This is a genomic window from Robertkochia solimangrovi, from assembly GCF_007279655.1.
GTDB lineage: Bacteria > Bacteroidota > Bacteroidia > Flavobacteriales > Flavobacteriaceae > Robertkochia > Robertkochia solimangrovi.
Genome location: NZ_QKWN01000002.1, coordinates 205306 through 218915 on the forward strand (window position 1 = coordinate 205306; position 13610 = coordinate 218915).

A 13610-nucleotide genomic window follows, 5' to 3' on the forward strand; every position below is an offset into this window, starting at 1 on the left:
CAAAGTTGGTAAAACTGATAGCCGAAGGCTAAAGATACCTTGAGCCTGCGAAGCATAAATAACTCAGGTCACTCTTACATTTAAAATCAACAAGCATTAAATAACGACGACACACCTGTCTCACCGTAGGCCGAGACCGGGATCGTTACTCCAATTTAAATCTTAACGGGTTGAACTTCTGTGGGTAAAATACCGAAGTTCTGCTTAAAGCACTTGGAAAAATAGGAGGGAGAGGCAAAGCCAACAGCATAGCATACGTTTCCAATATTGGTGTTTCCGGATTCAAGAATTTGCCTGGCTTTTTGAAGTCTAACATTTCTGATGAATTCATTCGGTGACTGATCGGTAAGCGATTTAATCTTACGATAGACCTGACTGCGACTCAGATTTAATTTATTGGCCAGAGATTCCACACTGATATCAGGATCACTGATATTTTCATTGATATAGAAGAACACCTTTTCTATGAATTCTTTATCCAGAGAATTCGTCTGCATATCTTGTGGCAGATCAGAAATGATACTGAAATATTTATTGAAGATCAGCTGTCGACTGGTGATGAGTTGTGATATTCGTAGTTTTAGCAGTTTTAGATTGAACGGTTTAACCATATAAGCATCAGCACCTATTTCAATCCCTTCGATTCGGTCATTGATGGTGGCTTTAGCGGTTAGCATCAGAATTGGAATATGGCTGGTTCTGATATCCGATTTGACCTGCTTACAGAACTCAAACCCATTCATTTCCGGCATAAGCACGTCAGTAAGGATTACGTCCGGTTGATTTTCATTGGCAAGATCCAGTCCTTCCTTTCCATTCTTAGCCGTAATGATCTTGTATTGCTCCTTTAATTCATTCTTCAGATAGTTTCTGAGATCAGCATTATCTTCTACGATCAATAAGGTTCGGGAACAATTTGCTATCGTGGCAGCTTTCTGAGCTTCCATCGTTTCAGAGATTCCGGTCCCGGGTATGGTTTTACGCTGATTGGTCTGTTCGCTGATTTCGGTGATGATCTCCTCTTCAGAGAAATGATCCTTTCCAGCTGGGATACTGATCTTGATCGTGGTCCCCTGACCGAGTTCACTTTCCACTTTGATCTCTCCTTTGTGCAGTTCTACAAAGCTTCTCACAACTTCCAGTCCGATCCCGGTACCACCATAGTAATTTTTATTCAGGCTTTCTATCTGATAGAATCGTTCGAACATTTTATCAATCTCCTCTTTGGCAATACCCGGCCCTGTATCGGAGATCGTGATTTCTACTGATTTTGACACAAAACCAGGAGCAACTCCGGGAAAGGCACATAGATCATCTTTTGCAAAGAGTTCGATATTGATCTTACCACCATCCGGTGTAAATTTAAATGCATTAGATAGTAAATTGAACATGATCTTTTCAATCATATTTTCATCACCCCAGATACGCAGGTCTTGTGTGTTGGTGATAAGGCCGAGATGTATATTACGGGTATAAGCCTCATCCTTAAAATGTTCCGTAACATCCGATGCCAGTGCTCTCAGGTTGAATTGACGTGCTTTGACCCTTAATTTGCGGTATTCCAATTTTCTAAAATCGAGCAATTCATTGATAAGACGATGAAGTCGGTAGGTATTCTTATAAATGATCTTATGTTTTTCACGAATGCGCTGACTCAAAGACATATCCTCATTATTCAGAAGATCTTCCAGGGGATTCATGATCAGTGTAAGCGGCGTTCTGAATTCATGTGATATATTGGTAAAGAACTGAAATTTCTTTTCGTTCAATTCGTTTTCCTGAGCCCTTTTTGCACGTTCGTTCTCCGCAAGCTGCTTCTCTCTGATTCTGCTTTGCGTTAATTTGTTCAATAGAATCACACCACAGATAAAGAGTAGGAGATATGCCAGCAACGCCAAATTGGTTTTCCACCAGGGTGGAAGTACGGTAATCTTCAGTTCTAATGGGTTTTCATTCCACACTCCATCATTATTGGAAGATTTTAATTTAAAGGTGTAGTTTCCCGGGTCCAGGTTTGTATAGGTTGCATTCCTAACATTTCCCACATAATTCCAGCTATTCTCATAGCCTTCCAAATAATAAGCGAACTCATTTTCTTCCGGACGGGTAAAATTGATCCCGGAATATTCTATAGTGAAAACCGATTGACTGGCATTCAAGGAAATACTATCGGTAACGGTAATAACCTTTTGCAAGGGTGAATTCTTCTGGAAAGGTGAAACCTTGGTGTTGAACAGTTTGAATTCGGTCAGGTAAAGTGAATTCTCATTCTTATTGACTGGAATTCTGTCTGGATCGAAGTAATCCACACCCTGATAATTTCCGAAATATATATTACCGTTCGAACATTCAAAGACTGCGTTTAAATTAAAATCATTGCAGATCAACCCATCATTCTTTGTGTAATGGGAAAAACTGCCATTGGACATATCGAGTTTTGCAATTCCCGCATTTCCTGAAAACCAGATATTTCCGTTCTTACTTTCGATTATGCTGCAAATATTATCGAATATCAGTCCGTTTTGTCGGTTATACCAGGTGATTTCTCCGGTTTTAGGATCCACTCGGCACATTCCGGCACCTTTTGTACCTACCCAAATCGCATGATCCCTGCTTTCAAATAGTGAGAGGACATGATTCGCAGTGATCTGATTCCCGAATTTCTCAGATAACTTCCTGTTTAAGGATGTTACTTCAAATTCTTCCCCAGTCAATTTTCGAATCTTATAAAGTCCTTTGGTTGTACCGATCCATATATTGTTTTTTTGGTCTGTTAGAATTTTCCAGATATTACTGCTGGAAATATGATTTTGTTCAAAGATCGCTTCGTTATGATTGGTGATCTTATGATCAGTAGGGGTGATCGAGCAAACTCCGTTATTGAAGGTACCGATCCATATGGTTCCTTCCGTGTCTTCTGCTAAACTAACAATAGTGTTTGAACTTAGCGCGTTATTTGTATTTTCGGTATTATAATTTATGAATTTTCGGCTTCCTTTTTTGAGGAAGTACAATCCATTATCCCAGCTACCGGCCCAGATGTTTCCTTTCTTATCGATGCATAATGATTGTATATAATCAGAAGTTAAACCCTGGTAACTATGCTTGTCAGATGAATTGATATGTTGAAATTCATTAGTAGCAAGGTCGACCACATCGATCCCACCACCATCCATAGCAATCCAGAATCTACCTTCTTTATCCTGAACTATAGACTTCACTGATCCGGATTGTAATGAATTCGTATTGTTATACAGACTTTCAATGTCCTGGAACTTGTCGTATAGCTCGTCGTGAATCGCAACACCCTTGTTGTAATATCCAAGCCAGATCTTTTCATCCTTATCTCTGAAAAGGGACCAGATTGAATTTGATAATAAACTTTTTTCATTCCGCTTGCTGGTAACGTAATGATGTATGACCGCTCCATCAGTATTGATATGATAAAGACCGTCATTTTCCGTCCCACATAACAAACCTCCGTTTTCCAAAGGTAGTATGGAGAATATCGGATGGTCTGAGATTGGTGAGACCATGATCTTTTCACCAAATTTTCTCGAATCGGTCTCTGCAGCTATTTTTATCAAACCGGCACGATAAGAGCCCAGCCATAGATTTCCTGACGGATCGAATTTTAAAGATTCAAGGGCTTCCGTAATTTTTTTATCTCCAAATACGGAATGCTGTATGCTGTTGGTCTTCGGATCAAACTCCATCAGACCAAGCGTAGTTGCTGCATAGATCTTTCCGGTTTCATCACGGGTCAGGGCAAGCACATTTACTCTGTCAAATGGTTCAGCTGTAATTGTTTTAACGGGCTTAACCGAAAAATTATCCGGATCAACCATAAACATCCCATTGTCATAGGTCCCGACGAGCAATTTTCCCGTAGTACTTTCGGTGATACTTTTTATGGCGATATAATCATTGAGGTAGTCACCAAAATTTCCATTCGGAATATCTATAAAATGATCATTGTCCCGATCATAGAGATTAAGTCCGTTCTCTGTACCAACCCACAAGCGCTGCTTTGAGTCCAGGAAGGTAGTGTAAACCACACTGCTTTTTAGAGAGGAGGTATCATTAAGAACATGATTATAGCCTTTATACTCCATTCCATCATAACGAAATAATCCCGATCCATTAGTAGACATCCAGATAAATCCGTAATCATCCTGATTGATGGAATAGATACCAGCTTTAGGCATGTCATCATTCACACTCACAAAACTGAATTTTGGAGATTCAATCTGTGCCTGTAGCATAAAGCTTATCAGGAAGCAAAAAATCAAAGAGGATCTTTTGATCATAGTGTGTTGTCGGTGTTAGCTTATCGGTTTACGATATTATCAAAAATAGCATAATTTTTTGTTAAAAAAAGTATTTAATCATTTGATATATTAATAAATCCTCCATCATGGTACTATTTTAACAGGTAATCACATAATATTTTGCAAGTTAAGGCCGGATAACTATAAGGTTTGAGTTCATTCTTAGAATTGAGAATGGAGAATGGAGAATGGAGAATTGAGAATTAAGAATTGAGAATTAAGAATTGAATTATAACCTAAAATCTACAATTTACCATTTACCGCTTACCACTATCCTTTTCATTTACTTAGAAGAATCCGATCACTCTTTCGATGGTCCAGAAGGCTGCGACCGTACCTATCGCATAGGCGGGAATTTTTCGTGCAAAGGTTGGCCATTCTTTTTTTAAGCTGATGAGTCGTAATATTCCGATAATCAGGATCACAAAAAGTATTTGTCCGATTTCTACGCCTATATTGAAAAAAGCCAGTGCCAGGGGAATCTCAGTTGAAGGGAGTCCGATATCCGAAAGTGCACCGGCAAAGCCAAAACCATGCAGGAGTCCGAATGAAAAAGCGACCAACCATGGTTTTTCCGAAGTCAGGGTGGGTTTTCCCTGATCGATCTTTAAGATCTCTGATGCCAGAAAAACGATACTTAATGCGATCATTGCTTCCACAGGAGGTGCGGGTAAATCAGCATAACCGAGAACAGCAAGGCTTAGGGTTATACTATGGGCTAAAGTGAAAGCGGTTATGGTCTTTACAATCTTTCTGAAGCCTTTAGTAATGATGATCAGTGCAAGCACAAATAACAAATGATCGATTCCCAGCCAAATATGTTCAATTCCTAATCGGGTATAGGTTTGTATCACCTGCCCTTTACCGGTTTTTCCGGGAAGTAATCCTGATGGAGAATCTGGTTGAAGCATCAGTGTTGATTCTTCACCATTGAGATATGTAATCGTAACCAGAACATCGACCATCGTTTTATTGAGATTGACAATATTAAGGTACGTTCCGGCAAGCTCATTCGGTCCGGATAATGTAAATCGATTGATCACGGAAGCATAAACTGGTTTGGGTATTCCGGTTTCAGTAAGCGTAAAGGACGGATCGAATTCCGGATAGATTTGCAAGATCATAGTTCCCATGGCAGGTACGCGCCATAATACCTCATAATTTTCATGATCTGTCTGTATAATCTGTAGGTATGCAGGTCTGATTTCATGGGCAACGACATTTCCTGAAATGAGAAAAATACATACGATAATGATATGTTTGAATAATTTCATCAGTTTTGATTGGTTGCGAATTCTTTTTTCAATTCCTGATCGATATTATCAGCTTCGATGCGAATGTTATATCTCTTTTTTAATTCATTCAGGATGGCTGATTTACTTTCCTTAACCATTTCATATTCAAAATCTCTTTTTACCTGTTCTTCAACTTGTGAAAATTTCGGTATTACAGGATCCTTTCTACTTTCGATGTATACGAGATGTGCTCCGAACCCCGATATGACAGGTCCGATCCATTTCCCGGTCTCTAAAGCAGCTAGTTGTTCGGTGAATTTTTCACCGAACTCACGATTTAGCTTAAATTCATCTGCTTCCGCAATGAAATATGGAAGCGGGAAATTATCACCTGCGGTTACCAGATCCTTGATATTACCTAATTGCAATTCTTTTAAAACCGATTGTGCCTTCCTGATCGGGTCTTCGTTCTTATCGGCAGTAAAGATGATCTGATGAAGTGTATATACGTATTCTGTGGCATACTTTTCCTGATGCTGATCATAATATAATCTGAGGTTTTCATGGGTAGGAGGAGCGACCATAGCAGATAAATCATTTCCCAGAAATTCCATCTTTTGCGCCAGCCTTCTTTTTACGATCTCATCATTGTGATCCAGATTCAGGCGGAGAGCTTCCCGGTACATCACTTCCTGGTCGACATATTTAGTGATCATTCCCTGTAATTCCTCTGAACTAGGAGGTCTTTGCCACTGCATTTCCCAGATCTCGATCATATGCTCGATATCAGCATTGTCTACAATGATTTCTTCCTCATTTTCAGATCGGTTGATCATACCGTAAACGAGAAAGAACAATGCACCCAGCACAAAGAAATGTAATAGCGGCTCTTTTAAAAATTTTTTCATGGTACTTAGTTTGGATTATACCAGATCGGGGAAGTATAGGCCCTTTCCTGAATTGTTCTGGGCACTTCATCGGTCATTTTAATATTGTATTTAGCGGCATCATAGGTAGTCCATCGTGGCGTAGGAATTTCCAGAACCCTGACATAATAGAAGGCCTTGAGTGTAGGGTCAAATTCCGGATCTTTCCAAAAGGTTTTAAGAGCTGTGTCACCAATGGTATTTTCCCAGGTTGCTTTAGATACGTCTACCGTATTTCCTACAGGAGGAAGATTACCCTGAGCATCCAAATTTCTTTTATCGGCATTACCCCATGCAACATTGTAGATTTTCTCATGAGTTTCTCCTTTGGCATCTAACCATCCCTTGATCACCTGTATTCTGTCAAGATTACCACTTTCCGGATCTTTAACGGCACTGATCATAAATACAGGGGACTTTCCATCGGGAGCAGTGGTAAGGTCACCACCCATAGGAACCCCTTTGTCATATCCTATGGCGACACTATTATTTGCATTTATATCACCTTCCGTATAGTCAAAACCACCAAAGAATCTCACTGTGATTCGGGGTCCGGTGGAAGCATAGGTCTCTTTACGCTTCATGGCATCCCATAAGGCTTCTCTCGTATTGGAAGTAGCCCAAACACCAGTATAACCGGAAGCTCCTAATTCCCAGCCACGTACGAACCCGGATGGAAAATCAAGTGCTTTTTCTTCCCAGCGTTCCGGACTGGGTTCAGAGGAAGGATATTTTCCCCAATAGTTATTTTCATCAGCGGTAGATAAGGAAGTATGGGCATCGGTACCGCCGACAAATCCGTATTTAAATGGATTCACCCCGAGTTCACTTTCTAATTTTAGTCCGTCCTTTAAAGCTTTACGCGCATATTCAGTTTGCAGCATTTCCTTGGTCTTCGGTACCATCACCAGATTACCACGATCCCAGAGCTCAAAATTTATAAATTCATCGTTTGGTGAAAGAATAGGGTGGGACTCACTGGTACCTTTACCCTGGGTAATTTCATACAAGACCTCATATTTATTTCGTAAAGCGGCTAATTCACTGGATAGCGGAGAGCCGTCAAAAGCGGTTGTTTTAAACATGAGGCCGTTCGAAAGATTTCCGTTGTGTGGTATAGCCAGTAGGGATCCTCCGGTCTTCTCTTCGAAATTAGCCATCCATTTCCAAAGATCCTCAGGATTTTCTGAATCAAAGGTGGTCATCGGACTCATTTGTTTTGCGATATCACCACCATCTCTGTAGATGACATTTCTGTGAAGGTTGTTTCCGCCCCCATAATTTGAGGTCCACTCATAGGCTATAAAAGCAGTGAATTTTCCAGGATCGTTGAATTTTTCAACGATTTCAATATTATCCAGCCAGACAGATTTAGCGAAGGTAGGATCGGTAAATACGGGAGGTAGATTATTATTTGATTGCCGGTTGATCAGGTCCATCATTACCGCTGCAGCTTTTTCACCTCCGGCTTGCATATCTTCATGATACTGGGCAACAACAGGATCTCCCATCACCGATTCATCTCCATTGATCACTGCCATGATCACTCCGGCACCATCAGAATGATCTGCAATGGCTAACCAATCCAACGGCCGTTTAAGCTTGGCCTTTTGATGGGTCGCGGTGGTCACTTCTTCTCCACGGGCAAATCTGAGGGCATCCGCTGGTTCCAGACGGGTACCGGCAGCCCCTGCATCAGCAGACCAAGCCGTGTGTAAATGCTGGTCACCCCAATACACCTCTTTTAAAGAATTTGTTGGCACCTCTTCCTTCATGTGAGTTTCGGTGGAAGTCATTTTTTCAGTGGAGGAATTTTTTTTGGGGTCTTCTTTGCAGCCGTAAAGAGCAAGAAATATGGCTAATGCTAAAAACGAATTTTTCATAAAAAACCTTTTTTAAAATTACAGTGATTTGCATTAGTTAGGATCTCTAATGTATTGAAAAATAATGAATTAATAGAGTGTTTAGAATTGAGGATTGAGAATTATGAATTGAGAATTGAGAATTGAGAATGGAATTACAATGTACAATTCACCACGAACCTCTGTAAAAAGGGTGATTTTTACCTGCTTAGATAGGCAGACATATTAGATATTAGCAATTACCGATATTATATTACCACTTATTTTTTACCTCCTTTTTTCTTTTTTAGTTTCAGTAAAAAAATTACAAAAACACTACAGATAATGTTTGATAAATAGTGTTTAGGCTGTGGATAATTTAGCGTTTTCCAACAAATGCTGAGAATTGTTCAATCGCTGAATATTATGATCTGCAATGACCTTACGGATCTTCCGGGCCTAATTCACTATGTCATCAATTCATTTATTAACGATCTGAATAATGTTTAATCCAAAAATTGATATGAATAACACCTTAGTTTAAAAATCACTTTCGAAACTTCAAAAACGAAAGGCTTTAAAGAAAAAGAAACCAACAACCAATTGATCAAATTAAATTATGAAAAACTTGATAAAGTTACCCACCCAAGTGCTTAATAAGGCATTTATTTTTGGCATATGGGTGTTTTATTGTTCCATGTCTGCTGCTGAAACAGGGAATCCTGTGACCGTAGAGAATTCTGGAATGAACAACAGTATTCATTTAAACGAACTAAATACTGTTACCGACGAACCTCAACTTACCATCAGTGGTACTGTAGTAGATGCTACGGGAACTCCGCTTCCGGGAGCAAATATTATGGAGGTTGGAACTTCGAATGGAGTTCAGACCGATTTTGATGGTAATTTTCAAATTCAACTTTCGTCTCCGGATGCTGTGATCTCTGTTTCCTATATTGGATATATAACCCAGGAGATTCCGGTAGGAGGAAAGACCACTATTGATGTGGTTCTTCAGGAAAATGCCGAAGCTTTAGGAGAGGTAGTCGTTACGGCACTTGGTATTAAAAGTGATAAAAGGGCACTGGGATATGCTACGGCTCAGGTAGGTGGCGATGATATCAGTAATGTAAAAGCTGCCAACAACTTTGTAAGTGCTTTGAGTGGTAAAGTTGCCGGAGTTCAGATCTCCAGCACTTCGAGTCAACCGGGTAGTGGTACACGGATTGTGATCAGAGGAGGTTCATCCATTACAGGTAACAACCAGCCATTGATCGTTGTTAACGGTGTTCCGTTTGATGCTTCCAACAGTAGTTCGTCTTCAGGATTAGGAGATATAGATCCTAATTCTATCGAAAGTCTGAGTGTGCTGAAAGGTGCTTCAGCTTCAGCACTTTATGGGAGTAGAGCAGCAAACGGGGTGATTCTGATCACTACTAAATCCGGAACCTACGAGGCGAAACCTGTGATCACCTTCTCTAACTCTTCCAGTTTCGATGAGATCTATGAGATCCCACTTCAGAAATCCTGGTCTCAGGGATATTGGGATGGTACAGACTGGAGTTATGTAGACGGTGAAAGCGCGTTTACGTCTACGAGCTTTGGACCACGGATTGCAGATGTTCCCGGAGCACAATATTATGATCGTTGGGATATTTTTAAAACAGGATTTACCAATGAAAGTACGTTAAGTGTTTCCGGAGGATCTTCCAAAGCCTCTTATTTTGTAAGCTATAGTAATTTGATGAATGATGGTATTCTTGAACCGCTTGAGTATCGCAGAAATTCACTTAATGCTAATACCACGTTTAAGTTCACACCAAAATTATCGGTATCCACTAACATCATGTATTCTACTCAGAAGAATTCAAGGCTTGGAGAAGATAGTTCTAACAGTGCTTTTATGAATACGGTTTTAGGTACACCGAATACCTGGAATCCTTATCCGCTGTATGATGAAGACGGAAATCTTAGATCGTACCGGGGAGGATCCAGAGATCCGTATCTATGGGTGATGGATAATTTAGGTAGTAATAATATCCGTGATCGTTTCAATGCGACCGTTACAGTAGAATATGAGATCGTTCCAAAACTTAGTTTCAGATCCATCACCGGTATAAATACTTCAAGTATTCATCAGGATACACATTATAATAAAGGTGGGTACGCATCCGTACAGGGAAGTTATTCTACGAATGAACAATTCAACCGAAGTATAGAATCTACCGAGACCATTACGTATGATAATAAGTTCGGAGATTTTGATGTGATGGCGTTAGTCGGACATAACATTTCCGAGAACAGAAGTCGACAGCTGGTCTATAATGGAAATGGTTTGATCTTACCCGGAATCTATAATACGACCAATGTCAGTGGGTATACCGCCTATGAATATTTGAGTTTATTCAGAACGTATTCCTTCTTCGGACAAGCTAGGATCGGGTATAAGAACCTTTTATATTATACCATAACAGGCCGTAATGACTGGGCATCCAGTGTGGCTGACAGTTTTTTCTATCCAAGCCATAGTTTAGGTTTTGTCTTCAGTGAACTTTTACCGGAATCGAATATCTTCAACTACGGTAAATTAAGAGCCAGTTATGCGAAGGTAGGTGCGCCAGCAGGAGCATATTCGCGAAATGTGGTACTTGGTGATGCCGGAGGAGAAGGGGTAACCTGGCCTTTTAACGGACAAAGAAGTTACCTTTCCACCACGCAGATGCCTAATGAAGGACTTACCAATGAGTTTAAGAGTGAGATTGAGATCGGAGCAGAGCTTAATTTTCTGGATAACCGACTTGGAATCGACTTTGCCTATTATCACAACTGGAGTGAGAACCAAATTTTGAGCGAACAGTTCCTGCCTTCTACCGGATATACCTATGGGAATGTAAATATCGGTGGAATCACACATAAGGGTGTGGAACTGGCAATCACAGCAACTCCTGTAAAAACCGAAGATTTTGAATGGAATGTGAACATCAATTATTCAAAAGATGAATCTAAAGTAGATAACCTTGGAACAAACAATGAGCCGATCGGTGTTGGTTCTTACGGTACTGCTGTTGTGGGTCAGCCTTATCCGGTGATTTACGGACCTGGTTTCCTTCGTGACGATCAGGGTCGTCTTGTTCTGGATGATAATCCGGGTGCCGGTTATGGAAGACCTCTGGCGGATAATACTCAGAATCAGATACTCGGACAAACTACGCCAGACTGGCTGGGGAGTTTCAGAACTTCTTTCAGATATAAGAACATTACCTTATCTGCATTACTCGATATGAGTGTGGGAGGTTACGTATATAGTTTGAACGATCACTACCTTACCTATTATGGAATGGCAGCGCATCAGGAGAACAGACCGGAAGACAATATGACCACATTTGATGGGGTGATGGGACATTATGATTATAGTACCGGTCAGGTGGTGGTGACCAGTGAAACTCCGGAGGCTACACGATATGATTTATACTGGCAGACAGTTGCACAATCCGTTTGGGAAGATAATGTGATGCCTAGAGATTATATCAAGTTGAGAGAGGTAAATCTGGGGTATTCGATCCCAAAGAAATTCCTATCCAATATCGGACTGACCGCTCTGGATGTTTCTCTTTCAGGAAGAAATCTCTGGAGAAAGTTCAAGGATGGATTTGAAGGTCCTGATCCGGAAGTTAACACTGATGGTATCAGCAACGGTAATGCCTATATGGGGTATAGTATGCCGTCTACCAAAACATATACATTCACCTTAACTGCCAAATTTTAATTTGATTATTATGAAACGAAATACAATAAAACGCTCTCTCGTTATGGTGACCCTGCTTTCTGTCCTTACAGGTTGTGAAAGCTGGACAGATATTGACCAGAATCCTAACGCCATCGTTGATAGTCCGCTGATTACAGAAGATGTGATGCTGATCGGAGTAGAGGCAGAATGGGTAGAATTTGCAAACAATCAAATGGATACCTGGGAAGGGAATGTTCAATGGTTATCCTGGCATTCAATAGAAGGGTCAACCTCAAAATCTATGGATATCAATGCGAGTTATGGAAATGAGGTTTGGTATTCCTATTCCAATTCTTTAAAACATGCTGTTGAACTCTATAACAAGGCACAGGCTAATTCCAATACCCACTATCAGGCGGTAGCCGGGATCATCGCTGCTCATCATTGGTTCTATATCGCTGATGTATATGATCAGGCACCTTTGGAAGATGCTATACAGGGACTTGATAATCTTCAGCCTACACTAGCCTCTCAGGAGGAACTCTATGCACATGCCATAAGCCTGCTGGATGAGGCGATCCAACTGTTAAATGCACCAAATCAAGGTGAGATCGTACCTGATAACGATGATTACATACTTGGAGGGGATATGGATAAATGGGTGAAATTTGCCTATTCGCTGAAAGCAAGACAGGCGATGCGACTCATCTATGCTCCCGGCTATTCCAAGACCGAACAGGCAGATCTGGTACTTTCCTATCTTGAGAACGGTTTAGCTTCCAATGATGATAACGTTGCATGGCAACATCTCGATGAACTGGCAAATGCTAATATTCTGTATTCCTATATGAATCGTGCCTACTCAGGAGGACTCGGACTAACACCTGGTAATTTTCTTATCGATCTTATGAATTCCTATAACGATCCGAGAAGGCCTATCATGTTCACCAATTCTGAGGAATTTCCGGACAGTTTTGCCGGGTTACAATCAGGTGCAGTGGTACAACCGGGACAAACACCCAGCCATTATCGTTTCACGTATCTTTCAATGTCGTATCCTGATCATGTTATGTTATATGCAGAAACTCAGTTTTTGCGGGCCGAGGCTTATGCTTTAAAAGGGGATTGGGCTATGGCAGAAGAAGCGATGAAAGCAGGAGCCAGAGCAGATATGGAATATATTGGTGTAGCTGAAGCGGATATAACCACTTATCTGGCACAATCGTCGCTCGACATGCCCGCTGATGAAGAAGGTGCTCAGAAACTGATCATCGAACAAAAGTATATAGCTGATGTTTTCAGAACCGGAGAGACCTATCTGGATTACGTGCGAACCGGTTACCCGGAATTTGATTTCGACTATATGTTACAGAACGTATTTAATACGGAAACTTATCCAAGAAGATTTCCGTATCCCCTCAATGAGGTGGAAAGAAATCCGAATGTAAGTGCTGTTGGCCAGCCTGACTGGTTTGCCAAAGGAACTACATGGGATGCCAAATAGTTTAAGTTGCATGATTGATAACGGGGTCAGTTAAAAATTGACCCCT

The 13610-nt window shown here is 40.7% G+C and carries 6 protein-coding genes; 2 read left to right on the plus strand and 4 right to left on the minus strand.

The genetic code is table 11. The annotated features are described in order from the left end of the window. Window positions 1-155 precede the first annotated feature (155 nt). The 4 genes from DMZ48_RS04820 to DMZ48_RS04835 form a co-directional block, all read right to left on the minus strand. The gene (locus DMZ48_RS04820; protein WP_143953985.1) at window positions 156-4310 is read right to left on the minus strand and encodes a hybrid sensor histidine kinase/response regulator transcription factor; all 4155 of its coding nucleotides are present in this window, start codon (window positions 4308-4310) and stop codon (window positions 156-158) included. Window positions 4311-4618: 308 nt separating this feature from the next. Continuing rightward, entirely contained in the window at window positions 4619-5605 is a 987-nt protein-coding gene (locus tag DMZ48_RS04825) for a HupE/UreJ family protein (protein ID WP_143953986.1), read from the minus strand. After that, entirely contained in the window at window positions 5605-6474 is an 870-nt protein-coding gene (locus DMZ48_RS04830) for a peptidyl-prolyl cis-trans isomerase (RefSeq protein WP_143953987.1), read from the minus strand. Before DMZ48_RS04830 ends, DMZ48_RS04825 begins: the two co-directional genes overlap by 1 nt. 5 nt (window positions 6475-6479) lie before the next feature. Next, entirely contained in the window at window positions 6480-8375 is a 1896-nt protein-coding gene (locus DMZ48_RS04835) for a DUF3604 domain-containing protein (protein ID WP_143953988.1), read from the minus strand. Window positions 8376-8952: 577 nt separating this feature from the next. Here DMZ48_RS04835 and DMZ48_RS04840 point away from each other — a divergent pair. Together DMZ48_RS04840 and DMZ48_RS04845 are read left to right on the plus strand one after the other, a co-directional pair. Beyond that, on the plus strand, window positions 8953-12099 hold the full coding sequence (locus DMZ48_RS04840) for a SusC/RagA family TonB-linked outer membrane protein (RefSeq protein WP_143953989.1): 3147 nt from the start codon (window positions 8953-8955) through the stop codon (window positions 12097-12099). Window positions 12100-12109: 10 nt separating this feature from the next. Beyond that, complete coding sequence (locus DMZ48_RS04845; protein WP_143953990.1) at window positions 12110-13564, plus strand: SusD/RagB family nutrient-binding outer membrane lipoprotein; 1455 nt, start codon at window positions 12110-12112, stop codon at window positions 13562-13564. The last annotated feature ends 46 nt before the right edge of the window (window positions 13565-13610 follow it).

Bases quoted from the DNA above. Each gene is read 5' to 3' on its own strand.
- DMZ48_RS04840 (WP_143953989.1), top strand. From the start codon at position 8,953: ATGAAAAACTTGATAAAGTTACCCACCCAAGTGCTTAATAAGGCATTT.
- DMZ48_RS04830 (WP_143953987.1), bottom strand. From the start codon at position 6,474: ATGAAAAAATTTTTAAAAGAGCCGCTATTACATTTCTTTGTGCTGGGT.
- DMZ48_RS04845 (WP_143953990.1), top strand. From the start codon at position 12,110: ATGAAACGAAATACAATAAAACGCTCTCTCGTTATGGTGACCCTGCTT.
- DMZ48_RS04820 (WP_143953985.1), bottom strand. From the start codon at position 4,310: ATGATCAAAAGATCCTCTTTGATTTTTTGCTTCCTGATAAGCTTTATG.
- DMZ48_RS04825 (WP_143953986.1), bottom strand. From the start codon at position 5,605: ATGAAATTATTCAAACATATCATTATCGTATGTATTTTTCTCATTTCA.
- DMZ48_RS04835 (WP_143953988.1), bottom strand. From the start codon at position 8,375: ATGAAAAATTCGTTTTTAGCATTAGCCATATTTCTTGCTCTTTACGGC.